Origin of the sequence: Mucilaginibacter pineti (assembly GCF_900101875.1) — a bacterium.
Classification (GTDB): Bacteria; Bacteroidota; Bacteroidia; order Sphingobacteriales; family Sphingobacteriaceae; genus Mucilaginibacter; species Mucilaginibacter pineti.
Map to the genome: position 1 here is coordinate 227,224 of NZ_FNAI01000011.1, position 24,522 is coordinate 251,745.

Annotated in this window: 23 protein-coding genes and 1 tRNA gene; 7 read left to right on the forward strand and 17 right to left on the reverse strand. The window is 43.1% G+C overall.

Annotated elements, in window-relative coordinates:
* The first annotated feature begins 72 nt into the window (after positions 1–72).
* Positions 73–1,170: a PAS domain-containing sensor histidine kinase gene (locus tag BLS59_RS22095; RefSeq protein ID WP_091152708.1), complete on the forward strand. Its 1,098-nt coding sequence runs from the start codon at positions 73–75 to the stop codon at positions 1,168–1,170.
* A 60-nt stretch (positions 1,171–1,230) separates the two neighbouring features.
* Positions 1,231–2,217 carry a hypothetical protein gene (locus BLS59_RS22100; RefSeq protein ID WP_091152656.1) on the forward strand — a complete coding sequence of 329 codons (987 nt, stop codon included), beginning with the start codon at positions 1,231–1,233 and terminating at the stop codon, positions 2,215–2,217.
* Positions 2,218–2,229: 12 nt separating this feature from the next.
* Here BLS59_RS22100 and BLS59_RS22105 read toward each other — a convergent pair whose 3' ends face one another.
* Positions 2,230–3,351 (reverse strand): zinc finger domain-containing protein, encoded by a 1,122-nt coding sequence (locus BLS59_RS22105; RefSeq protein WP_091152658.1) that lies wholly within the window; start codon positions 3,349–3,351, stop codon positions 2,230–2,232.
* A gap of 26 nt (positions 3,352–3,377) precedes the next feature.
* On the reverse strand, positions 3,378–4,508 hold the full coding sequence (locus BLS59_RS22110; protein WP_091152660.1) for an SPFH domain-containing protein: 1,131 nt from the start codon (positions 4,506–4,508) through the stop codon (positions 3,378–3,380).
* A 184-nt stretch (positions 4,509–4,692) separates the two neighbouring features.
* On the opposite strand from BLS59_RS22110, the gene BLS59_RS22115 reads away from it, so the two are divergent.
* Positions 4,693–5,583, forward strand: a complete 891-nt coding sequence (locus BLS59_RS22115; protein ID WP_091152662.1) for a PfkB family carbohydrate kinase — start codon at positions 4,693–4,695, stop codon at positions 5,581–5,583.
* 263 nt (positions 5,584–5,846) lie between these two features.
* Here the strand turns inward: BLS59_RS22115 and BLS59_RS22120 are convergent, their stop codons facing one another.
* From BLS59_RS22120 to BLS59_RS22155, 8 genes are all read right to left on the reverse strand, one after another.
* Positions 5,847–6,608, reverse strand: coding sequence for a tetratricopeptide repeat protein (locus BLS59_RS22120; RefSeq protein ID WP_091152664.1), 762 nt, complete (start codon positions 6,606–6,608; stop codon positions 5,847–5,849).
* 1 nt (position 6,609) lies between these two features.
* Positions 6,610–8,430, reverse strand: a complete 1,821-nt coding sequence (locus BLS59_RS22125; protein ID WP_091152666.1) for a BatD family protein — start codon at positions 8,428–8,430, stop codon at positions 6,610–6,612.
* 20 nt (positions 8,431–8,450) lie between these two features.
* The gene (locus BLS59_RS22130; RefSeq protein WP_091152668.1) at positions 8,451–9,185 is read right to left on the reverse strand and encodes a tetratricopeptide repeat protein; all 735 of its coding nucleotides are present in this window, start codon (positions 9,183–9,185) and stop codon (positions 8,451–8,453) included.
* Positions 9,182–10,222: a vWA domain-containing protein gene (locus BLS59_RS22135; RefSeq protein WP_091152669.1), complete on the reverse strand. Its 1,041-nt coding sequence runs from the start codon at positions 10,220–10,222 to the stop codon at positions 9,182–9,184. Before BLS59_RS22135 ends, BLS59_RS22130 begins: the two co-directional genes overlap by 4 nt.
* A gap of 3 nt (positions 10,223–10,225) precedes the next feature.
* Positions 10,226–11,230, reverse strand: a complete 1,005-nt coding sequence (locus tag BLS59_RS22140) for a vWA domain-containing protein (RefSeq protein ID WP_205411329.1) — start codon at positions 11,228–11,230, stop codon at positions 10,226–10,228.
* Positions 11,227–12,201 (reverse strand): BatD family protein, encoded by a 975-nt coding sequence (locus BLS59_RS22145; RefSeq protein WP_240315314.1) that lies wholly within the window; start codon positions 12,199–12,201, stop codon positions 11,227–11,229. The genes BLS59_RS22140 and BLS59_RS22145 overlap by 4 nt, the downstream gene beginning before the upstream one ends.
* Positions 12,198–13,079, reverse strand: coding sequence for a DUF58 domain-containing protein (locus tag BLS59_RS22150; RefSeq protein ID WP_091152673.1), 882 nt, complete (start codon positions 13,077–13,079; stop codon positions 12,198–12,200). The genes BLS59_RS22145 and BLS59_RS22150 overlap by 4 nt, the downstream gene beginning before the upstream one ends.
* 128 nt (positions 13,080–13,207) lie before the next feature.
* Entirely contained in the window at positions 13,208–14,263 is a 1,056-nt protein-coding gene (locus tag BLS59_RS22155) for an AAA family ATPase (protein WP_091152675.1), read from the reverse strand.
* Positions 14,264–14,803: 540 nt separating this feature from the next.
* Between BLS59_RS22155 and BLS59_RS22160 the strand changes: the two genes are divergently transcribed.
* Entirely contained in the window at positions 14,804–15,859 is a 1,056-nt protein-coding gene (locus BLS59_RS22160; RefSeq protein ID WP_091152677.1) for a hypothetical protein, read from the forward strand.
* Positions 15,860–16,106: 247 nt separating this feature from the next.
* Here BLS59_RS22160 and BLS59_RS31765 read toward each other — a convergent pair.
* A tRNA-Asp gene (locus BLS59_RS31765) sits at positions 16,107–16,218 on the reverse strand.
* A 152-nt stretch (positions 16,219–16,370) separates the two neighbouring features.
* Between BLS59_RS31765 and BLS59_RS22165 the strand changes: the two genes are divergently transcribed.
* Complete coding sequence (locus tag BLS59_RS22165) at positions 16,371–16,847, forward strand: Lrp/AsnC ligand binding domain-containing protein (RefSeq protein ID WP_076373882.1); 477 nt, start codon at positions 16,371–16,373, stop codon at positions 16,845–16,847.
* Between the two features lie 197 nt (positions 16,848–17,044).
* Here BLS59_RS22165 and BLS59_RS22170 read toward each other — a convergent pair whose 3' ends face one another.
* Positions 17,045–17,761 carry a hypothetical protein gene (locus tag BLS59_RS22170; protein WP_091152679.1) on the reverse strand — a complete coding sequence of 239 codons (717 nt, stop codon included), beginning with the start codon at positions 17,759–17,761 and terminating at the stop codon, positions 17,045–17,047.
* Positions 17,762–17,815: 54 nt separating this feature from the next.
* On the opposite strand from BLS59_RS22170, the gene BLS59_RS22175 reads away from it, so the two are divergent.
* Complete coding sequence (locus BLS59_RS22175; protein ID WP_091152681.1) at positions 17,816–18,523, forward strand: SAM-dependent methyltransferase; 708 nt, start codon at positions 17,816–17,818, stop codon at positions 18,521–18,523.
* 6 nt (positions 18,524–18,529) lie between these two features.
* The gene (locus BLS59_RS22180; protein ID WP_091152683.1) at positions 18,530–20,131 is read left to right on the forward strand and encodes an FAD-dependent monooxygenase; all 1,602 of its coding nucleotides are present in this window, start codon (positions 18,530–18,532) and stop codon (positions 20,129–20,131) included.
* Between the two features lie 248 nt (positions 20,132–20,379).
* On the opposite strand, the gene BLS59_RS22185 is transcribed toward BLS59_RS22180, so the two are convergent.
* The 5 genes from BLS59_RS22185 to miaE all read right to left on the reverse strand — a co-directional run.
* Positions 20,380–20,916 (reverse strand): hypothetical protein, encoded by a 537-nt coding sequence (locus BLS59_RS22185; protein ID WP_091152684.1) that lies wholly within the window; start codon positions 20,914–20,916, stop codon positions 20,380–20,382.
* 56 nt (positions 20,917–20,972) lie between these two features.
* Positions 20,973–21,710 (reverse strand): dioxygenase family protein, encoded by a 738-nt coding sequence (locus BLS59_RS22190; RefSeq protein ID WP_091152686.1) that lies wholly within the window; start codon positions 21,708–21,710, stop codon positions 20,973–20,975.
* Between the two features lie 122 nt (positions 21,711–21,832).
* Positions 21,833–22,534: a LytR/AlgR family response regulator transcription factor gene (locus BLS59_RS22195; protein ID WP_091152688.1), complete on the reverse strand. Its 702-nt coding sequence runs from the start codon at positions 22,532–22,534 to the stop codon at positions 21,833–21,835.
* Between the two features lie 2 nt (positions 22,535–22,536).
* The gene (locus BLS59_RS22200) at positions 22,537–23,757 is read right to left on the reverse strand and encodes a sensor histidine kinase (protein WP_091152690.1); all 1,221 of its coding nucleotides are present in this window, start codon (positions 23,755–23,757) and stop codon (positions 22,537–22,539) included.
* Positions 23,758–23,807: 50 nt separating this feature from the next.
* Positions 23,808–24,522, reverse strand: a 715-nt coding sequence (gene miaE / locus BLS59_RS22205) for a MiaE family protein (RefSeq protein ID WP_240315315.1), incomplete at its 5' end; no start/stop codon positions are given.

Below are 24,522 nucleotides of genomic sequence, written 5' to 3' on the forward strand. Positions count from 1 at the left end.
TTTAAACGCATCTTTATTAAGTATCTTGCGTTTAAACATATAATGGATCGCCCTAACAGTGGTTCAAAAGTTATGAGGACCGTATTTAACCCCCACAATGTAAATTCGGATACTGGCTTTAACTTTGAGCTTTTCTTCGAAATATCGCCCGACTTGCTATGCATTGCCGGATACGATGGTTATTTTAAAAGAATAAATCCAACGGTATCAAAGGTGCTGGGTTACACTATGGAAGAGCTGTTTTCAAGGCCGATAAATGATTTTGTTTATGTTGATGACCAGCAGGTTACCTCCAAAAGTCGCGAGAATCTTACACACTCCATCCCGCTGCTAAACTTCGAGAACAGGTACGTAACAAAAAGCGGAGAAATAGTTTGGCTTTCATGGACATCCATGCCCGTGGATGCCGATAAACTTGTTTTTGCCATTGCAAAAAATATTACCCATAAAAAGAAACTGGAAGAGGACAGGATAGCATTTATTGCCAATCTTACCAATGTAAATAACGATTTAAAGCAGCTGAATTATACCACTTCGCATGATCTGCGGTCGCCGGTTAGTAACTTGCTTTCTGTTTTCAGCCTGTTAGATGTTTCTAAAATTCAGGATGAAGAAACGCTTGAGTTTATAGATATGCTAAAGCAAGCCACGGAAAATTTGCAGGATACCCTAAATAATTATGTAGATGCCTTAAGTGGAAAAGGAGGCTTAAATGTAGAGATTGGTGATTTAGATATGGAGGAATCACTGAACTCGGTATTGCATTCATTAAGTTCGCTTGTAAAAAATTCTCAGGCAATTATCACTGCCGATTTTAGTGAGGTTAAAACGGTTAAGTTTAATAAGGCTTACCTGGAAAGCATTTTTCTTAACCTGCTAACCAATTCCATAAAATACGCTAACCCCGATAGTATCCCAACAATATCAATCTATTCCAGAAAAGCTAACGGCATAGATCAGCTTATATTTACCGATAGCGGGCTGGGTTTTGATATGGATAAAGTGAAAGATAAAGTATTTGGCTTCAATCAACGCTTTCATGGAAGCGCCGATAGCAAAGGGATAGGACTTTACTTAGTGTATAACCATATAACAAGTTTAGGCGGCAACATAGTGATTGATAGCAAACCCAATAAAGGCACAACGTTTACGATATCTTTTAAACCATAGCTGGTGTTAATTGGCTTTAGCGTAATTTATAATATTATATTTACTGCTTAAACCTTTCACATGTATCGTATTATTACGCTGTTATTCCTGTCGTTAATTACCGTTTCATGCTCGGCCCAGTCACTTTGTGATAAGCTGGCGCAGTTAAAGCAGGAATGCTATGGATTTAAACCAGAGGGACTTACTGATGAGCAGAGGGAGGCAAAGTCTGCTGCGCTTGACAGGTTCTGGAACCTGGCAATGAGCGATACTTTACAGGCTGCACCTTGTTTAAAGGAGATGATCCTGGCGGAGAAAAATGATTCTTATTTTTGTTTTGATGCGTCATCATTACTATTGAAGATGGATAACCGGCATCAGTATACAGATGTTGCTTTAGCGGGTGTACAAAAAAGCAACATCGACGATTTACAACTGGAGCCTTATCTTCAAATGTGTTTTTATCTTGGGCATATGGGTAAAGATGTAGGCAGCCTTGCAGAAAAACTGATCAGCAAACCCCAGGCTTCGGTTTATTTAACCATTCATGTAGTTACCCTTAGCGCCATTGATGCCAGTTTGTTTTTGTACAATACTATGAGTACCGAAAAAGCCGAAGGATATTTAATAAAGGCGGTAACACAAGGTAACGCCACCGCCAGGCATAATGGGGCAGTGGCGTTAAATATAATTGCCACTACCAAAGGAGATAGCTTGTTGAACAGCTTGATAGCAAGCAAACAACTTGCCGACTCGACTATAACATTCATTTTAAACGATCGTAAAACATTTACCCAAAATGCCTCGTGCAAAGGAAATATAAGCAGGGAAGAAATACTTGGCGATTTACAACGCTCCCGAACCGACAGCCGCATAAATTATTTTGGCTTTGCCGGAAACGACGAGACGATTTGTGCCGCTTGCACGCAGTTACGTAAAGAAGATATTGACGCTATTCGCACAGCACGGATGAAAGCCACACCCGGCCTGTCTGATGAAGGCTTGAGTGAATACTTCGCATTAACTAAAATATTGATGACTGTACGTAGTAAATCGGCGGTTAAATAATTGGCAATTGTGTTAATGGGCGCTACGGGCGTATAATATAATTGCCGCTATAATTACCAGCACCAACAGCACCGCCAGGATTATCTTTATGGCACTTATAGGGCGCTGGCCAATAACTTCGCCGGTACTGGCGTTTATGGTAAACTGATAAATTTTGTTGTTATAACTGTACGAGCTTACCCATACCGGCAGCATCATATATTTAATGGCCTTGTTTCGGTATTCGGTATCAGTGCTGTCAATCCTTTGTTCATCGCCTCCAATGTCATTCCTTATGGCGTCATTTATTGGAGCGACTGTTTGTGCTTCGGCGAGTACAAGCCCATCCTGCGGGGTTACCTGGTATGTTTCGGACCGGAAACCGCTCATATAGCGCTCATCAAACTTTACCAGCATCTCAAAATCCCAGGGACCAAGCGTGTTTAGTGTTTTGTCGGGCAGCGATTTACTGGCTGGTACCATCAAATCCTCAAAGGAAACGTGAACCGTTCCTCCCGCGTTTGACCAAGCCGTGTGTCTTACCTGCCGGGTTTGAGTTTGCGTTTTACCATCAACCGTAGTGGTGTAGGTTTCGGTGGTGTAGTAATAATCGCCACGTTCGCCGGTATAATCAGTTAAGGTATCGGTATCATACGTCCAATGCGGAATGTAAACTCCCTTTAATGCCGATGAATTACTATTGGCCGTTTTAGCCAGGTTATTAGGTGCCCACCACAAACCCTTGAGCCATTGTTCAAAAAATTTAATGGCCTGCTGCTGGGTAACTGCAAAGGGTAAAATATAATGCGGCGTAAGATATTGCTGCCCCGCTGCCGATTCAAGCACCAGCGGCGCGGTGCAAAACGGGCATTTTTCGGCAGTAACAAATTCATCTAAAATGGTTTGTGAACCGCAGCCGTTACATTTTACCACCGTTAGCGTAGCCGGATCATTATTGTTATGAATGGTGGTAATAAAATCCTCATAATCAACAGATTCAATAATATTACTATCGGGCGCGGCTTCAATTTCATTGGCTACGCCGCAGTAATCGCACTGCAGGTTATGCGTGCCGGGTACAAAATGCAGCAAAGCGCCGCAGCCCTTGCAGCTAAGTGAGCTATTTATGGTTGATGTTTTAACCGGGTCAGACATGGATATTGGGATAGGTTTAGAACGTATTAAGCGTTTGGTATCGGTGGCGGCATGTTTTTAAATAGCTCGGCAAGTTCGGTAACGGTACTGGCGGCGGCCCATGCAGCCATACCTTTTTTCCAAACCATACTGCCTTCGTCAAGGGTTTTGCCGTCGGCCATCCGGCTGATCTCGTCAAGGCTGTAGGGCCCTTCCGATTTTCCGTCCTTAGCCACAAAATACTGAACGGACGGCGCTATTGGCGGCGGACCGTCATTTGCCTGCCCTGCATTTGGGCTATTGCCATCAAACTTGTTTTGCTGAAAAACATTACCTATCTGCCCCATCATGGCGGCGCCAACACCCAGGCCCATGCCTGCTGCTCCAAGGTTACCGCCAATGGTATTTTCGGCAGATTTTTCCATAGCGTTTGCCGCCTGAAATTGCGCGTAAGCACCAAGGTTGCCTAATATGCCCATGCTGCTGCGCTTGTCCAATACTTCCTCAACCTCGGGCGGCAGGGATATATTTTCAACCAGTAGCTTGGTTAGGTTAAGGCCCAGCTCGGCAAAGTCGGGCTGAATTTTGTCGGTGATTATTTTGCCTACCTCATCATAATTAGCGGCAAGGTCAAGTATGGCTATTTTGGAGGCAGCCACAGCATCCATCCCGCGCGATACGGCTATGTTGCGCAATTGCTCATTAATATCTTCAACAATAAAATCGGGATTGGTGGCCGAGATCTGCTGCAGGAACATTTTTGCATCCTGCACCTTAAAGTTATACGAGCCAAAAGCCCTTAGCCTCACCGGCCCAAATTCGGCATCACGTATCATTACCGGGTTTTTGGTGCCCCATTTTTGGTTGGTGAACTGCCTTGTGCTCACAAAAAACACATCGGCTTTAAACGGACTATCGAAACCATACTTCCAGCTTTCCAGGGTGGTCATGATAGGCATATTCTGCGTGTGCAGTTCATACAGGCCGGGTGCAAAGATATCGGCAATACGGCCCTCGTTCATAAAAATGGCAATCTGCGATTCGCGAACGGTAAGCTTAGCGCCCATTTTAATGGCATTATCCTGCCTTGGAAATTTCCAGATAAGGGTGTTTTGCGTGGTATCAACCCACTCAATTACATCAATAAACTCATTAAGTAAACGACTGAAAATGCCCATATTTTTATAAGTGATGATTTAAAATAATAATTAAATATGGAAAAAAAATCAAACATATCAAGTCCGTGCGTGTCATTTATTTTCCATGTTAACTTCAGGTTATATTTAAAACAATGATATTGCCTACATTTGTGGTTTGCCACAAACAGGGGGTAAAACAGGGTTTACCATTAATAAAAATTGCATGTACGATATTTGCTGCGTTGGACATATTACTTTAGATAAGATAGTTACCACCCATAAAACTGCCCACATGGCCGGCGGAACTTCTTTTTACTTTTCCAACGCCATAAAAAATATGGATGTGAACTATGTGCTTGTTACTGCCCTGGCGCAGAGTGAAATGCATGAAGTTGAAAAAATGCGTGCCGAAGGAATTAAGGTAAAAGCGCAGGCCGGTGGCTTAAGTGTATACTTTGAAAACATATATCCGTCGGATAACCAGGATCACCGCATCCAGCGTGTATTGCAAAAAGCCAATCCTTTTACTGTTGATCAGTTACAGCAGGTAGATGCTAAGATCTTCCACTTAGGGCCATTACTGGCCGATGATATCCCGGTTGAGCTGATAAAAGAGCTGCATAGCCGTGGCAGGGTATCATTAGATGTACAAGGTTATCTGCGTAAAGTAGAAAACCAAAACGTGATCCCTATTGACTGGCCCGCTAAGGTAGAGGCATTGCAATATGTAGATATTATTAAGGTTAACGAACACGAACTGGAAGTATTAACCGGTTTAAAAGATATCCGCAAAGGGGCCGTTACCTTAACCGAATGGGGCGTAAAGGAAGTGGTAATTACCCTTGGCAGCATGGGTTCTATTATTTATGCTGATGGTATTTTCTATAATATCCCGGCTTACACACCTGACGCCGTGGTTGATGCTACAGGTTGCGGCGATACCTACATGACAGGCTATTTATACCAGCGCGTGAAAGGTGCCTCCTACCAGGATGCCGGTGAATTTGCTGCCGCCATGGCCAGCTTTAAAATTGAATCGTCGGGTCCGTTTACCGGCACAAAGGAAGATGTGTTGAATTTGTTGGAGAACGGCGTTAAAACGTATAGCTATTAAATAACCAACCCCAACTGGCGCGGGCTTTCAGCCCGTGTCGCGGCATGGTTGCGGCTTTCAGCCGCCGCATAAGCTGGAAGCTTATGCCATGCTTTCACACGGGTTACGCTGCGCTAAACCCGCGCGAGTTTTAACCCTCTTAAGTTGTCATCCTGAGGAACGAAGGATCTATTCGTAAACTTACATGACTAACTATTCACATTGGCGAATAGATGCTTCACTGCGTTCAGCATGACAAGTTAGAATAACAGAAGAGCCTCCCCTTATATCTCCTTAACATCATTAACACCAATCCAGCCCTCATTGCCATTGGCCAGGCGGATCTTCATCCAATCACCATTTTTTTCAAGGAAGGTTATCTTGGTGCCGTTGTGGAGTACAAAGATGCTTTTTGATGCCGCAACTGGGGCGCTTTTTACGCTTACCGAACTGCTAAAGATGATGGCTTCGCGGTGGCTATCGAAATAACTTGCCTGCCTGCCCGCTATAAAAATGGTGCAAAGCCCTAAAAACAATAAAACAAGCGCCGAGTAAAAAGAAATCTTTTTTACAATTACCGAATTGGTGAACCTGTAAAGAATGAGCGTTAACGAGCCAATGATGATAAATAATACGCTTAACACAGCCAGCGCGTTTGCCGAAAATGCCAGTATAAAGCCATGCCACCACTTGGTAACAAAAAACTCGGGAGCTTCATCTACCTTATCCGGGGTTTTTGAATTGGCCAGCTGAATGTTAAAGCGGATGTCTTCATCGCCGGGCGATAGTTTGTGGGCTTTTTCGTAATATAAAAGTGATGATGCAATATCGCCTGTTTTATAATAGGCGTTACCCAGGTTAAAGTAAACGGCAGTGGACTGATAGCCGCCGTCAACTAATTTTTGGTACCCGGCAATGGCTTCTTTGTAACGAGCCTTGGCGTAGGCCTCATTACCTTTTTTAAATAGCGCAACGCTATCATCATTACTAAAAGCTAATAATGGCAATGCTGTGAGTAGTAACAGATATATAATGCGTTTTAGCATGTTATATTTTATTTTCAATATCGTTTATCATGTTTTTTGCCTTGTCGAACATTTGCTGTTCAGATATGCCGGTTACCGGGGCATAGCGTGCCATATCGCAAAGATCAAGGGTATCCAGCAGCTCGTTTATCAGCGGCTCGTCCAGCGAGCGGGCTTTCAGTTCGGCAGCAATTTTTTCGCGGTTAAGATCAGCGTACGCAATGTTTAACTTATCGCTCAGGTAACCGTAAAGACCCTTGAAAATATTTTCGTAAAATGCCTTGCTGTTATTGGCCGAGAGTTGCGCCTGCGCGCTGGCCAAATGTTTGGCAGCTATTTTACTTGCCTTGCGGCTCTTTACTTTAACAATGTCGCTGTTATTCTTTTCATACCATTTGCCATAAATGAGCGCCCCAACAAATAAAAGCGGACCGAACAATAACAAAAAGTAATACAACCCGGAGTCATAGAAACCTTCGCCGTTTTTGATGATATCGCCGCCATTGCTTTTAATATAGCGGATATCTTTATTTAAAAGTTTAACATCCTGCTTATTACCAAATGAAGTAACGTTATTTTCATTTACACCCTTAGCTACTTTTATATTGAAACCGGCAGTCTGCAGGTTTACATAACGATGGGTATTCAGGTCGAAATAAGCAAATTTAAGCGGCTCTATAGTGAAATTACCGCCATGGCGAGGAATGAGCAGGTAGGTATAAATTTTGCTGCCAGATGAGCCGTGTTCGTTATCAACAATGGTATCGGTTGTTTTAGGATCGTACTTTTCAAAATCGGGCGGGAAATTAGGACTCGGGGCCTGCAACAATTTAATGTTTCCCGATCCGGTAACCTTAATCTTGTAGTTAAGCGGTTCGTTGGCTTTCAACTCAGTTTTATCAACCGATGCGCTGATGGTGAATTTACCTACCGCGCCGCTGAAGCCAAGCTGTTTACCTGTTTCTGGCAGGGGTTTAACGTGGATAACTACCGGAACACTTTTTATCTTGTACTTAACATCATTATATCCCCCAAAAAACTGGTCGAACGGATCACGTGATTGCGAGGCGGCAGCTTCACGCACAATGAAATCCATTATCATGGGGCCGATGGTGATATCGCCCGCATGTTCTGGCGACAGGATATTTTGTTTGATATCGGTTACGTTATACTTTAAACCCTTATAAGTTTCTACCCGCCAGTGTACCGTTTGGTCGGGTGCTTTAATATCCTGGCTGTAAAAGCCATTCAGGTCTGACAGTTTTTCAAGTTCGTTATTAACAATAGCCACACGGGTGTAAAGGCGATAGCTTAGCGTAAGCTGTTCACCTATGTAGGCGCTGGTTTTATTTACCGCTGCCAGTATAAATAAGTTTTTGGAGATATCGCCGGGCCTGCCTGAATTGATCCTCGGATCGGGACCGTTTTGTGCCTGCGTTTGTGGCTGGTTATTATTTTGCGGTGCCGCCGCGCCTTTTACTACCTTTATTTTTACCGGATTGGTGTTTAGCTGCTTACCGTTTACTACAATGGTGGCTGCGCCAATGGTGTATGTACCTTCCTTAACGGCAATCAAATCAAAACTAAAAGCCACGCTTGACGAGGTAACCCCGTTGATCATACTCATACTTTGCGATGTATTTGGGCCCGATACTACGAGGAAACCATTGAAAGACGGCGCTGTAAAGTTAGTGGCATTGGTATTTACGGTGAAAGTAACCTCAAACTGCTCCGTAGTGCCAACCTCTGTTTTACTTACCGATACGGTAAATTTGGGGTCGGCTGCGTAAAGCAGGTTGGTGCAAAGCAGCAGTAGTGATAATATATATAACTTCAATTTCATTGTTTGTTGAACATAAGGCTTTACCAGTCTTTGGAGATCTTCATTTTTGCGCCTTTTAACTTTTTGTTCTTCAGCTTATCCTGTGTTTGCTTTTCATCGTTGTTCAGGGCTTCCAGCATACGTTCGGCATCGTCTTTTGATACGTTATTTGGTTGTGGCTGTTGTTGCTGGTCTTTCTTATCCTGGTCCTGCTTGTTCTTGTCCTGGTCTTTTTTATCCTGATCTTTCTTATCCTTGTCCTTATTTTTATCGTCTTTGTTCTTGTCTTTATTTTTATCCTTGTCTTTGTTCTTGTCGTTCTTTTTGTCCTGCTTATCCTTATCCTGTTGCTTTTTCAGCATTTTTTGAGCATATGCCAGGTTGTAGCGGGTTTCATCATCCTGCGGATTTCTCAATAACGATTTTTTATAGGCAGCAACACTTTCCTCGTATTTTTTGCCCTCCATAAATGAGTTACCCAAATTATGATATGCCTTAGCCGCAACCTGTTTATCTTTTGATTCAGTGGCTATTTTGGTAAATTGAGCGCCTGCCTCATCATATTTTTTTTGTTTGTACAAGGCATCGCCAAGGTTAAAATTTCCCTCAACGGTTTTTGCGGCCTTACCTACCGACTGCCTGTAGTTGGCCTCGGCCTCCTTATAATTTTGCTGCTGATAAAGGTCGTTACCTTTTTTAATATACTTTTTTTCCTGCTGGGCAAAAAGGAAAGAAGCCTGCAGCAGTAATAATACAACTATGATAAATTGCTTCATGGCTTTTTTACTTCAAATAATTTTAACCCGCTCAACCGCATGTTTTTACGGTTTGATATAAAAAACTCAATCAATAACAACGCGAATGCAATAGCCAGGAAAAACTGGAAACGATCTTCAAAGTCCTTGTAGGTTTTGCTGTCGTACATTTTGCGCTGCATTTTTCCTATCTGGTCCATCACAATATCAAGGCCGCTGTTTGAGTTGTTGGCCCGCACATAAACGCCCCCGCCTGCCGATGAAATATCCTTACACATGTCCTCGCTCAGCTTGCTTATAACTTGTTGGCCGGTACTGTCGGTATGGAAGCCTGTTTGTCTGCCATCGGTTATGATAGGGATAGGCGCGCCATTGGCCGAGCCTACGCCAACCACACTAACAGCCACATCCTTAGCCCTTGCGTTTTTGGCCGCTTCAACGGCATTGTCTTCGTGGTTTTCGCCATCGGTAATAATTACCATTGCTTTGCCGGTACCATTCTTAAAATCAAACGACTGCATACCCAGGTCTATTGCCGCGCCAATAGCGGTACCCTGTGTAGGTACCATATTGGTGTTAATGGTGCTCAAAAATAATTTTGCTGCCGAGTAATCTGTAGTGATAGGCAACTGTACATAAGCCTGCCCCGCAAATACAATGATGCCGATACGGTCGTCGTGCATTTTATCTATCAGCTGGGCAATGGCTTGTTTGGCGTTCTCCAACCTGTTTGGGGCCAGATCCTGCGCCAGCATACTGTTTGATACGTCGAGTAAGATCATCAGATCAGCGCCTTTGCGTTTCACCTCCTCGGTTTTTGAACCCAGCTGCGGATCAGACAAGCCCACGATAACCATAGCATAAGCCAGTATAAAGAAGATGAACTTTAGCCACGGACGTGAAAACGATACGTGCGGCATCATTTCCCTTACCACATTTTTATCGCCCAGGGAAGCAACAGCCTTCTTTTTCCAGCGGCTTACCACTAAAAACAGGATGATAAAGACCGGGATTGCTGCCAGTCCGTATAAAAAATCTATATGTGCAAAACGTAGCATCTATTAAGTTAAGGCCCCTTTAAACAGGGTGTTTTTCAATAAAAATTCAAGCGATAATAAAGCCAGCGCTATGATGGCCCAAGGCATAAACATTTCTGTTTTTTTGCGATACTGGGTAACATCTATCTTGGCTTTTTCCAGTTTATCAATCTGGGTATAAATATCTTTCAGTGTTTCGTTATTGGTGGCCCTGAAATATTTACCACCCGTAATACTGGCTATTTTTGATAGTGTACCCTCATCTATATCAACTTTCATCCGCTGGTATTGTATGCCAATGGGCGTTTGAACCGGGTAAGGTGCATAACCATTGGTACCCAAACCAACTGTATACACACGCACGTTAAATTGCTTGGCAATTTCGGCAGCAGTAATTGGCGGGATAGAACCAGCATTGTTTGATCCATCGGTGAGCAAGATTATCACCTTGCTTTTAGCCTCGCTGCCCCGCAGGCGGTTTACAGCTGTTGCCAATCCCATACCAATGGCGGTACCATCGGTTATCATACCGTTCTTGATATCGGCGTAAAGGTTGATCAGTACGTCATGATCAATAGTAAGCGGGCATTGCGTAAAGCTTTCACCGCTGAAGATCACCAGACCTATCCGGTCGTTCGGGCGGTTCTTGATAAAATCTATGGCGATATTTTTACCTGCCTCCAAACGGTTGGGCTTAAAATCTTCGGCAAGCATACTGCCCGAAATATCAGATGCTATCATGATATCGATACCCTCGGTAGTAGAATCCTGCCAGCTTAAGGACGATTGCGGTCTTGCCAGCGCCACTACCAAAGCCGCCATAGCCAATGATCGTAATATGATACCCAGATGCCTGAAACGCGGCACCATGCTTTTTTTAATAATGGTAAAGCCCTTTATAGAAGGTACATTAAGGTTACCCTGTAATTGTTTTTGTTTCCAGATGTACCAGCCAACCATTAGCGGTATGGTGATAAACAGCCAGAAAAATCCGGGGTGGGCAAATTCTATTCCTTTAAACCAGCTCATTTGTTGCCCTCTTCTTTTATAGGTAATGGCTGCTGTACCTGTACCGGCTGCGTTTTGGTTACAAAGCTCATGGCATTTTCAATAGTTTGCTCGTTTTCAAACGGTAGTGGTTTTTCCTTGGCAAACTTCACCAAATCGGCCAGGATAAGGGTTTGGCGCAATACATTCCGTTGTTCTTCGGCAATATCCATGTAACGCAGACTGGCGAAGATCTCATCGGATGTTTGCTCCAGCGCTTGTATTGCATAGCGGCTTTCCAGATACTCGCGCACCACGTCGCTCAGTTCAATGTAGTACTGCTTGGTTTGCTCCTGCTGCCAGAGCTTTTTATCCCGTATTTCGGCCAGCTTTTGCAAGGCGATAATATGTGGTGGTATTGCAGGTTTAACTTCTTCAACAACTACTTCTTTCTTAGGTCGTTTTATAAAATAGTATATAATACCGGCAATAACCAAAATAGCTGCAAAACCACCTGCTACCAATTTCCAATTGTCGCGCAGCCAATCCAAAAACGTGTATTTTACGGTTAGTGGCTGCTTAATATCTTTAAAAGCCTTGCTGGTATCGATATCAGTTGGCGGCGTTACATTTAACGATAAGGGCGGCGAACTCACAACGCCTGCCGGGGTTTTAAACGCGTAGGATGGAATTACGTATTCGCCGCTATCAAATGCGGTAACGGTATAGCTTTTATGAATAGTTTCCAGGCTCAGATCGTCCTTATCAAAAATGGTATCTGTTTTACTGCTGCTTACAATTTGTATCTTGCCGATAGAATCCTTTAGTACCGGGAACTCCACCTTATCCTTTACTTTAAACTTTAAGCTCAGGTGTAGCTGGGTTTGTTCACCAAGCATAATAGAAGTCCTGTCGAGCTTGGCGCCGGCTTGTGGGGTTTGCGCGCTGGCCTTTAAAAAAGTACCTGTAAGCAACAATAACAACAAGAAATATGTATAATACTGCCTCATCATTTTCTGCTTTCCCGCTTTTTAAATAGTGTCATTAATGGTTTCACGTATGATTCATGGGTGCCCACGCTTGTAAAATCGACCCCCGATCTTTTAAAAGTTTCATTAAGCAGGCCGTTTCGTTTTAGCGCATCGGCTTTAAAGGCCTGGCGTACGTGCTCGTCGGCGGTGTTTACCCATATCACCTGGTCGGTTTCTTCATCTTTCATGGGGATAAGGCCCAGGTTAGGGAACTCCTGCTCGTGCTTATCATAAAGGCGCAAGGCAATAATGTCGTGCTTTTTATTGGCTATCTTCAGCGCATCCTCAAAACCCGGACTAATAAAATCTGACAGGATAAAGGCTGTACACTTCTTTTTAATAACACTGGTAAAATATTTAAGCGCTACGCCAACATCGGTGCCTTTATTCTCGGGTTTAAAATCTATCAGTTCCCTGATGATCATGAGGATATGACTGCGGCCTTTTTTTGGTGGAATGAATTTTTCTATCTTATCGCTAAAAAATATAACCCCAACCTTATCATTATTTTGAATGGCCGAAAACGCCAGCACTGCGCAAAGCTCAGTAGCCAGATCCTGTTTTTGCTGGTTTTGAGTACCGAAGTTTTCGGAACCGCTTACGTCCATCAACAACATAACGGTAAGCTCGCGCTCTTCGTCAAATACTTTTACGTACGGGTGGTTAAAACGGGCGGTAACGTTCCAGTCGATAGTGCGGATTTCATCTCCGATCTGGTATTCGCGTACCTCGCTAAAGGCCATACCGCGCCCTTTGAAAGCCGAATGATACTCGCCCGAAAACAGGTGGTTACTTAGCCCCCGGGTTTTGATCTCTATCTTCCTTACTTTTTTTAAAAGTTCCTTGGTATCCTTAGCCATAAGCCTCACCTAAATCCTCTCCAAAGGAGAGGACTTCTTAACCCCCAATTACAGAGGCATGTAAATTCCTGTTTTTTTTAATACTCCTTATTACCTCCCTCTCCTTTGGAGAGGGCCGGGGTGAGGCCTTACGGTACCTCTACCACATTTAAAATGCCGGTAATTATATTTTCTGTGGTGATGTTTTCGGCTTCGGCCTCGTAGCTTAAGCCAATACGGTGGCGTAAAACATCATGACAAATAGCGCGTACATCCTCGGGTATTACATAGCCACGACGTTTTATAAACGCATAAGCCTTTGCTGCCAATGCCAGGTTGATACTTGCACGCGGCGATGCGCCATAAGTAACCAGGTTTTTGTAATGCGCCAGTTTATATTGCTCGGGGAAACGGGTTGCGAAAACAATATCGATGATGTATTGCTCAATCTTCTCGTCCATATATACTTCGCGAACAACTTTGCGGGCACGTATAATTTCTTCGGGTTTAATAATTGGCGATGGTTTTGGCATGCCGCCCGGTAAAATGTTTGCTCGGATGATGCGCTTTTCATCTTCCTTCTCGGGGTAGCCAATTACCACTTTCAGCATAAAACGGTCAACCTGTGCTTCGGGCAACGGGTAAGTACCTTCCTGTTCAATAGGGTTTTGGGTAGCCAATACCAGGAATGGGTTTGGCAGCGGGAAGGTATTATCGCCAATGGTTACCTGGCGCTCCTGCATGGCCTCCAGCAATGCGCTTTGCACTTTGGCAGGGGCACGGTTAATCTCATCGGCCAGGATAAAGTTGGAGAATAATGGTCCTTTACGAACAATGAACTCTTCCTTTTTCTGGTTGTAGATCATGGTACCTAATAAATCGGCAGGTAACAGATCGGGCGTGAACTGGATACGGCTGTAATCAACCTGAACAGCTTTTGCAAGCGTATTAATAGCCAGCGTTTTTGCCAGCCCCGGTACACCTTCCAACAGGATGTGCCCATCGGCCAGTAAACCGATCAGCAGGCGCTCCACCATATATTTTTGACCAACAATCACTTTATCCATCTCCATTTTAAGGAGATCAATAAAGGCACTTTCCTTTTGTATCATTTCGTTCAGCGCCCTGATATCTGTTGAGTACGATGTACTGCCGGTAACCGCGCCCGACGAAATATTTCCGGTATTTGTATTTAAATCTTCCATGAACCCATTTTAATTTCGAAAGGCAAACTTAATCACACAAACTTTTTTTTGCCAAGGAAAATTATGCCTCAAATGTTAAATTTTGTTAAATCTTTGCCTTTAGCCGTAAATATATAGGTTAGTTACAAGTATTTACAATTAAATAAGATGCGGGGATGGGGATCGGGTTCGGGGATCGGGGTGTGAGTTGTGGGATTGATATGATTGTGATTTGCATGTTTTATCTGATCTTGTTATCAGCTCGCATCCATAAGTGTTCAAAACAAATAAAAAAGGGTGTCATTTCGACGAGGTACGAGGAGAAATCTTCTGCGAATGCAAGTGGACTCAGTGTTTCGTTGAAGATTTCTCCTTGCCACCCCCACACACAATTCCCATGCGGGCTCGTCGAAATGACAACTTTTTTATAAATCTCTAAGGTTTCGAACACTTTTGGCTCGCATCCCCGCAACTCGTACCCCGCACTTTCATACAAGCCTTTTTATGTACTTCATGATTTATTAATAAGCACATTGTACTTTTGGTTATAATTTTTGAGCTATGTATAAAAGGGTTGGCTTTAAACTATTGATACTTTGCGTAGCACTGTTTTGCGCTGTTACGGTTTACGGTCAAAATCATTATAAAACCATACCGTTGCCCAAAAACATCAGTAGCCGGGCCGAAGAATACTCAGGCATGGCCAAATACAACGGCCGTGTTTATTTACTGCCGCAGTACGGCGACCATAAAACACCCGTTAAGAAAGATAATTTAAAGGGCGAGTTTCAGATCTACAGCTTATTGCAGGATAGTATTGACAGGGTAATAGAGGGAAGAGATACTGCTTTAACAGGCTACAAAATTTTTAAAGTGATCAACCTTGATAAACTGCCGGATAATATAGGTAATGAATACGAAGGTTTTGAAGCCATTAGTATTGTTAACAACACGGTGTATTTATCTATTGAAAGCGATGATAAATATGAAAATTGTTACCTGCTTAAAGCAAAATTAGATACTGTTAACGCGCAAATTATTGTCGATGCAGCTCACATTGTATCCCTAAAACGTCCCGAACTGATCTATAATGCCGGTTTCGAGGCTGTTACCTGGCTGCCAAAAGAAAAAAAGTTGCTGGCTTATTATGAATACAATGGAATGCCCGGCGGCGGGATGGGGTATTTGATTGATACCTCGTTTACTAAACAACCCCAAGCCATTAAAACGCCGCAACTGTATTTCAGGATCACGGATATCGCGGTTACTGATAAGGACAAGATTTACGGCATAAACTATTTCTGGAATGGCGATTATAAATATTACCTGGCTAACCCAAAGCTTAATAACCAGGAGGATAACATCAAAAAAATAATTCCTGCCCTGCGGGATAGTCTTGATAAAAAACCGGCTTACCTCAAAACGCCGCCTACTACATTTGCCCGTATTGTGTCGTTAAAAAACCGCAACGCAAAAAAATGGGAGCAGGTTGCCACTTTCCCGGGATATAAAAATAACTGGGAAGGCATAGTGCTATACCGCAAAGGCGCGCTTATTGTTACCGATGCCAACGGTAAAAGTTCCCAGGAAACGGTACTGGCTTATGTGGGATTTTAAAAATTTCTGCTTGTTGCGATTAAAAAAAAGGCTTAAAAACAGCAAAGCCCCTGATGGGCAGGGGCCTTTACTAACCAATTATAAACCTAAATTATGAGAAGAGCTGTAGGAGAAGGGGTCGAACCTCCACGGAGTGGTTATTTTTATTGCTAAAAGTTTCCCAATTTCTCCGCCACCGCGACAAGGAGGTGTGTCTGCCAAAAATTTCACCATCCTACAGGATATAATCTCCGCCTATGTGAGATTGCTGTTGGGGAAGGATTCGAACCTCCACAGAGTAGTTAGCCCGCTTCGGGTTTCCTATGATCTCCGCCACCGGGACAAGGAGGTGTGTCTGCCAAAAATTTCACCACCCAACATTGTTTTTTTGTTTAAAGAACGATAAGCAATTGTCATTTGCTTGATACAAATTTAATAGACCTATCAATTCCTTGCAAATATTTCAACAAAAATATTTTATTTTTATTCAAATTTTAATTAAACTTGTATTTCAATATAGATATTCAAATTTATGTCCCACAGAAAAGCTCAAAATTTAGAAATTGATAATCTCGATATACAGATTTTATCAATATTAATGAAAAATGCTACCACGCCATACACCGAGATAGCTAAAGAGTTAATCGTTTCTGGCGGAACCATACACGTGAGGATGAAGAAGTTGGAAGAGATGGGTGTAATAAAAGGTGCCAGTTTAGAAGTTGATCCTCAAAAACTTGGCTATGATATTACTGCCTTTTTGGGCATTTATCTTGAAAAAGGCTCACAATATAATGAGGCCGTTAAGCAATTGAAAACCATTAAAGAAATTGTAGAACTGCACTATACCACAGGCGAATGGAGCATTTTTGCCAAAATTGTATGCCATGATACCACCCACCTGCGCGAGGTTTTAAATGAGCAAATTCAGGGTGTAAAAGGCATCCAACGTACCGAAACTTTCATTTCACTTGAAGAAAGTATCAGGAGACAGATCACATTAGAGTAATTTTTTAACCCAACTCTATTATAATTTAAAGGCCGTTGAGCTAAGTTTTTTGACTTGGTGTGACGGCTTTTTTTATTGTGTTTTTTACCGCATTTTTTGTCATGCTGAACGTAGTGAAGCATCTATTATGCGCCGTGCATAGTTTACGAATAGATCCTTCGTACCTCAGGATGACAGGCTCAAAAAAGACAAACCCTCTACGCAGCGTTTGAAATATACTTCACCAAAGTTCTTTTGGCTACCGGCAGCAGCGTTTGCTCTAACGGAAAAGTTATATCGCTGTGCACATAATATACTGCCGGGTTGGGTAAAAATTTATTGCGGCTTATTAAATTGAGCTTTATTGCTTCGGGCGTGTTGGTGATACTGTGTTCGTAGGTTTCAATAAAATTCACGTTGATGCCGCGGTATTTATCGTCCTTACCTTCAAAAATAGTGATCTGGTATTCGTAGATCCAGTTGGTACGCTCCTTGCCGTTGCGTAACGAAAAGTAGCCGTGATAAGGCATCAACGGTATAATCCCCACCGGATCTATATTGAGGCGGCTCTCCACAAAATCATAAATCTCCTTCCCTATCTGTATCGCCGGATCCATTTTCACCATCGCAAACCCAATAATCTGCTCAATTTCCTGCATGCTTTGGTCGTCTTTAATTATTTTTTGATAAGTAAGTTTCACGGCGTCGATATCTGCCTGTGTAAGCCGTTGTGGAAAAGCCTGTTGCAGCAGTGTTTTGTTCTTTTTAAAACCTACAAGGTTATTGTAGTGAAAGATCAGATCGGCCAGGTTGGGGTACAGCCTGCTTTTATCAAAATGGCGGTTAATTTCCTGTAAGTAGTTAAGCAGCAGGTATTTTTTGTGTTCAAAATCAATATACCCTTCAATAAACCAGTTTACACCCAATGAATTCATGTTTCAGGCTCCTTTCAATAGCTTAAATTAAACAAAAAACACCAACTTTGCAATATGCCCTATGGAACCCTTTATTTAATACCCGTGCCCCTTGCTGATGAAGCGGCCGCGAAATCATTTACCCCTTACCTGGTTGATACTATTAATAGTATTAAGGAGTATATTGTTGAAAATGAGAAAACAGCCCGCAAGTTTTTAAAAGAGGCTGGTTTAAAAACGCCACAAAGTGAACTTACCATTCATGACTACAGCAAACACAACCGTGATATGGGCAAGGCCGACTTTTTTAAAGGCCTACAGGCCGGTAACGATGTAGGCCTGATGAGCGAAGCTGGCTGCCCCGGTATTGCAGATCCCGGTGCCGAAATTGTGGACAAGGCACACCGCATGGGGATAAAAGTAGTACCGTTGGTAGGTCCCAGTTCTATTTTGCTGGCGCTGATGGCATCGGGCTTTAATGGACAAAGCTTTACGTTTAATGGCTACCTACCCATAGATAAATTATTACGCAGTAAAAAAATAAAGGAACTGGAAGCACTGGCCACTAAGAACGACCAAACGCAAATTTTCATTGAAACACCTTTCCGCAATAATCCAATGCTGGAGGAGATCCTAAAAACGGCATCGCCAAAAACAAAACTTTGTATAGCAACCGATCTTACAGCCGCTACTGAGTTTGTGCAAACCAAAACCATAGCCGACTGGCAAAAAAAGATACCTGAATTGCATAAACGCCCAACAATTTTCCTGTTATTTCATTAATAAAGAATGACCATTACGCAGCAACATACCCAGGTGTTGATTGTGGGCGCCGGTCCTTCGGGATTAATGATGGCCGCCCAGTTGCTGCGTTATGGTGTGCAACCCGTAATTATTGATACTAAACAAGGGCCTACCAATCAATCAAAGGCGTTGGCTGTTCAAGCCCGTTCACTGGAAATTTATCGGCAAATGGGTGTTATCGACCGGATAATTGAAGGTGGTAAAAAAGCTGGCGGGGTTATTTTTAACCAGGAAGGAAAGCAAGTTGCAGAACTTCCGCTTGATAATGTGGGCGAGGGCCAAACCGCTTTTCCCTACATACTCATGTACCAGCAAAGCAAGAACGAACGCCTGCTGCTTGATTACCTTACACTTAACTGCTGCCCTGTTTACTGGAATACTTCGTTATTAAATATTACGCAAAACGCATCTGGAGTAACGGCACAATTGCAAAATGGGGAGGCCGTACAAACGCTTACCTGTAATTGGGTTATCGGTGCCGATGGTGCACATAGCGTTGTTCGCAAGCAATTACAGATACCATTTACGGGCGATACTTATCAGCACAAGTTTTACCTGGCCGATGTTAAAATAGCTAATCAATTGGGCGATAAGGTTGATCTGTTTTTATCAAAAAAAGGGTTTTCGGCATTTTTCCCGATGCCCGAGGAACATTGCTATCGCATAGTTGGTAACCTGCCCGATGAATTTGACAACGTCGCCGAACTTAAAATTGAAGATGTATTACCCTTTTTGAACGCCATAACCGGGCAGGAAATACAGGTAGAGCACACCAACTGGTTTACCGAATACCGCCTGCACCACCGCATGGCCGATAATTTCAAAAACGAGAATTGTTTTTTAATTGGAGATGCGGCCCATATCCACTCGCCGGTTGGCGGGCAGGGCATGAACACCGGCTTGCAGGATGCCTATAACCTGGCCTGGAAACTGGCCGGAGTGGTAAATGACCAGCTTAAAGCAAGTATTTTAGATAGCTACGCCACCGAGCGGATGCCGGTAGCCAAAGATCTGCTGAATACAACCGACCGGATCTTTAAAATGATCCTCTCCCGTAATTGGTTCATTGGCTTATTTAAAAAATGGCTGCTGCCAACCGTGCTGAAAACAGCCTGGGGTAAACCGGGGTTGCGAAAAGCTTTTTTTATTCGCGTATCGCAAACGGGCATCAGCTATCGCGAAAGTCAGCTTAACCTGCACCTAAGCCAATCAACCCAAATAAAGGCCGGCGACAGGCTGCCTTACCTGAAAGTGTTTGACGAAAAAAAGCAAGTAGAAACCGACTTACAGGAATGGTGCAGCAAACCAGGCTTCACCATGATAGCCCTGGGCAAACTACAGGAAATTGACTTGTTCACCCTTGCCAAATGGATAACCCAGAAATATCCCGCCAATCTTAACTTCTTTTACCTGCCGCCATCTGCCAAAAATCAACAGGTGTTTGATGCTTTTGAAATAAAAGAGAAGCAAAAGAAAGCCATCATTGTTCGTCCGGATATGCATATCGGTTTTATAAACGATGTGGTTGATATTGATATGATGGATAATTATTTGAAAAATGTAGTGGGTTTTAAGTCTATTCACTAAAATCATCCTCGCCGTGGTCTATCCACCACCATACATGGACTTACTAAGCCTGGTTTAAATTTGTAACCTTTTAAAAAAGCGCCTGTGTATAAGTACACAGACGCCTATCGAAACTATTATGAAAAAGGGACCTTAAACCCCAATTTTGCAACTGCTTTATTGGGATAGTATTGTAAATATGATGGTGAATGCCCGTATAACCTATTATGTATCGGTAAATGGGTACAATGTATGGATGAACGGTGTGGTTAATTATATTGTCTGCCGTTTAGGGCAAGTATGGCTGGTTCTTCATCCGCCTGGTAACTAATGATAGAAAGGTTGGACTGCATTTTTACTATAAAAGTATCCTGGGCGGCTTTGTCGGTTGCATCGCCGTCGGCAAGTATCATAAACTCCGCAAGCTGGTTAAGCAAATTGAGGGTGCCAGTGGTATAAATGATGGCCAGTTTATGTGCCGATCTGTCGTCGATATCTGACTCCATCAGCTCAAACTGGGGGATTTCAAATTTTAGCTGATTACCAAGGTTATCCTTTAATTCGGGGATGCGGCCATTCAGCATTTCAAAAAAATGGCCTACTGCAAAGCTCAGTTTATAGTGTAACGAGTTTGCCCGGCCATCATGCGCTTTTAACTCGGTAAAGGTTTTAAACTTCCTATCGGGATTGTAAGTCTGCATTTTCAATAAAAACTCCTGGTACGATGCATGGAAAACCCGCTTTTCGAACTCTCCCTGGGCCGATGCATCGATGATCTGTTTATATGCTAATTTTATAAGTGCCATCTTTGGATAATTTTGAGTTAATGAATCAGCGATTTAGTGAATGAAGACCATTCTAATTAAAGCGATATGCCAATTGTAAAAGTTCCCGAGTAACCGTCAGTCAGGTTTCCGGCCAGGGATATGGTTTCGTTGGCAAGATCAGTAGCCGAGTCCCCGAACACCTGGTCGCTGGTGTTGCGGGTGGTGTTTACACCGTGATCTTTATAAAGCGCTGATACATGAACCGCATCCGATATCGCTTCAGAAAATGTCATCTGCGTAGTTTTTTTAAGTACGCCGTTAACAAACACTTCCATGTGTATATGTGTGGCCCTGCCGCTGTACCAGCCCGGGTAAATGGTGCCGAACTTTGCAACACCTGTGCTATCGGTAAGCTGGTAACCGCGTAACCATGTTTCGCCAATATAACTTTTGGTGCCCAAAATACCGGGTTGGTTGCCGTAACCCGAGTAATATCCATCCTTATTGCAATGCCAAATATCAACACGGGCACCGGTAACTACATTGCAATTGTCGCTAACGTTTACTACCAGAAAATTTACCGTTAAGGGTAGGCCGGTTTGTCCACCTGTAATATCGCTACGGTTTAGCGGGTTATTTATTTCGCCACTTGCGTATGGGAATGGGCCCTCTGTTTCGGTAGGAGAAACTGTACAGCTTGCGCCATTGGTTGATTTGGTGCTGGTAGAGGTATCGGTTTTGGTTGAGGTCGAATCCTTTTTACAGGCTTCAAATACCAGGGGGCCTGCAGCAGCCGCTACTACAAACGTGCGGAGAAAGTTTTTTCGTTCCATGATCACAAAAATTAATAAGGTTAATACTTGATCTATTAATTAATGTAAAGCTACAGGGTGGTGCTAAGGAAACAGAAGGGGTGTCGGTAAATGGGTGTTATGTGCCGATAAAGCCGGTTTTTTCATCTGAATTTCATCCAGTTACGAATAACATCATGATAGGTGTCGCTCACCGGCAGCTCTACATCGGTAAGTTTAACCTTACGGTTTTGGATAGAGCGGATCTTGTTAACAGGTACAATATAACTACGGTGGATGCGCTGAAATTTATCGGCAGGGAGTTTTTCCAGTACCTTTTTCAGGGGCATAAGGGTTAGTACCGTTTTCTCATTGGTAATATGGATCTTGATATAGTCTTCCATACTTTCAATATACTCAATGGAGTTCAGATCAATCTTTACCATCCGGTATTCCGAGTATACATACAGGCTTTCGTCTGGCGCTTCGGTGTTTGTTTTGTTTTTGTATTGATGGTAATCAACAGCCTTTTCAACGGCTTTTTCAAAACGTTTAAAATCGATGGGTTTTAATAGATAGTCCAGTGCCTCCAGTTCAAAACCTTCGTACGCGAAGTTTTTATAAGCTGTGGTAAAAATTACGATAGGCTTAACCTCCAGCGAGCGCACGAGATCTATCCCTGTAATATCGGGCATATTGATGTCGATAAAAAGCAGGTCGACAGGCTTACTCTTTAAAAACTCGGCGCCGGATATGGCATCATCAAAGGTTTTTATCAGCTGTAACGAGGGAAAACGCGATACATATTCGCTTATCAGCCTTAAGGCCAGCGGTTCATCATCAATAGCAATACATTTTAGCACCATATTTAAGCCTGTAAGGTGAGCTGAACGGTGTATTCATCGTTTTGGCTGCTGATGTTTAACAAGTGTTTATTAGGATATAAATAAGCTAAACGCTGTTTTGTGTTTTTTATGCCGATGCCGGTGCGCTGATTTTCTGCCCGGCCGGTAAAAATACGATTTCGGCAAAAGAACGAGATATCATTTCCATTGGTATTTATGCTGATATCAATATCGGAATTTTCATGCTTGCTGATGCCGTATTTAAAAACGTTTTCAATGAAGGTCATCAACACCAGCGGGGCTATTGTTTTACCTTCTGTGTTGCCATCTACTGTGTAAGTAATCTGGGTATTTTGGCCAATGCGCAGCTTTTGCAATTCAATATAATCGCTGATGCAGTCAATCTCGCTTTTAAGCGGGACAAAATCTTCCACAACATCATCGGTTACGTAGCGCATAATATTTGATAACTTCATGATACTATCGGGCGCATTATCATCCTTTGTTACGGCCAGTGTGTAAATGTTATTAAGGGTATTAAACAAAAAGTGCGGGTTTATTTGTGCTTTTAAAAAGGAGAGTTCGGCACTGGCTTTATCAGCTTCGGCTTGTGTTGCGCGTTGCTCGGTGGCCTGCCATTGCTGCACCGTTATAATGGCGATACTTAACGCCATTATCATTACAAATATGAAAAGACTTGAGCTATCAATCGGTCGCCTGCGCACCGGTTGGCGGTTAGGCCCCATATTACCATTGCCACCTTGATTAGGTTGAAACGATGGCGGCGGCGGTTGGTTATGCCCGTCTTTTGCTTGCGGCCCTGGCCCTCCACCCGGCGGCGGTCCGCCTGGGCCGCCTTGGTTTGCCGGCGGACTATTAAATCCGGGTCCTTGGGGCTGTATTTGCGTATTTGTACGGATATCTGTACTGTGTAACAGCCTATCGAACGGTTTTAAATAAGAAACACCGGCCAGTAATACCAGCACCATAATGCTGTACTGCACGTACTTCTTTTTCAGGAAAAACAGGGGGATAAAATAGTAGGCGTTACTATAAAAAAGGAAAATGTAAGTGTAGCAAAACAGCCAATAGTTGGGCTTTTGTAGAATGAGCCAATTTGAACTATCCTCGCCATGGCTGTTTAAAAATACCAGCGGAAAGGCCATGAACAGCAACCAGCCCGCAATATGAATGATAACCGAAAATGCTTTAAATCGCGACATGCTGTAAAGTAATACATTCATTATGAGCTATAAAAACAAGTATCGGTAATTACCCGGTTTGTATAGATGAACTACCCGTGAATGGTTTCGCCTTTACCGTAATTTTGAATTACCTGGGCTTCGTAGTCCAGAAATTCCTTCCAGCGTTTATCAACATCTATTTCAACTGCGTGTTTTTTTGCCAGGCGAATGAACATGGCATAATGAGTTGCTTCACTCACCATCAGTTCATGATAAAATTCAGACAGATGGGTGTCGTTTATATTTTCTGACAGTACCTTAAAGCGCTCGCAGCTGCGGGCCTCAATCATGGCCGAAAACAATAACCTGTCAATCAACTGTGCTTCGCGACCGCCACCTACGATAATGAATTTACGCAATTCGTTCACGTAATTATCTTTTCGCTCCTTACCCAATTTAAAACCGCGCTGCAATAAAATTTCGTGAACACGCTTAAAGTGATCCATCTCTTCCTGTGCCAATGCTATCATCTCCTGTACCATATCTGACAGGTTGGGGTTTTGTACAATAAGGGTAATAGCATTGGTTGCCGCCTTTTGCTCGCAATAAGCATGATCGGTTAAAAGCTCTTCAATATTGCTTTCCACAACATTTTTAACCCAAAGCGGATCGGTAGGTAATTGCAGTTTAAGTATGGTTTTCTCGCTCACAAGGGCAAAGATAGTGCGAAAAGGTGAAAGGTGAAAGGTGAAAGGTGAAAGGTGAAAGGTGAAAGGTGAAAGGTGAAAGGTGAAAGGTGAAAGGTGAAAGGTGAAAGGTGAAAGG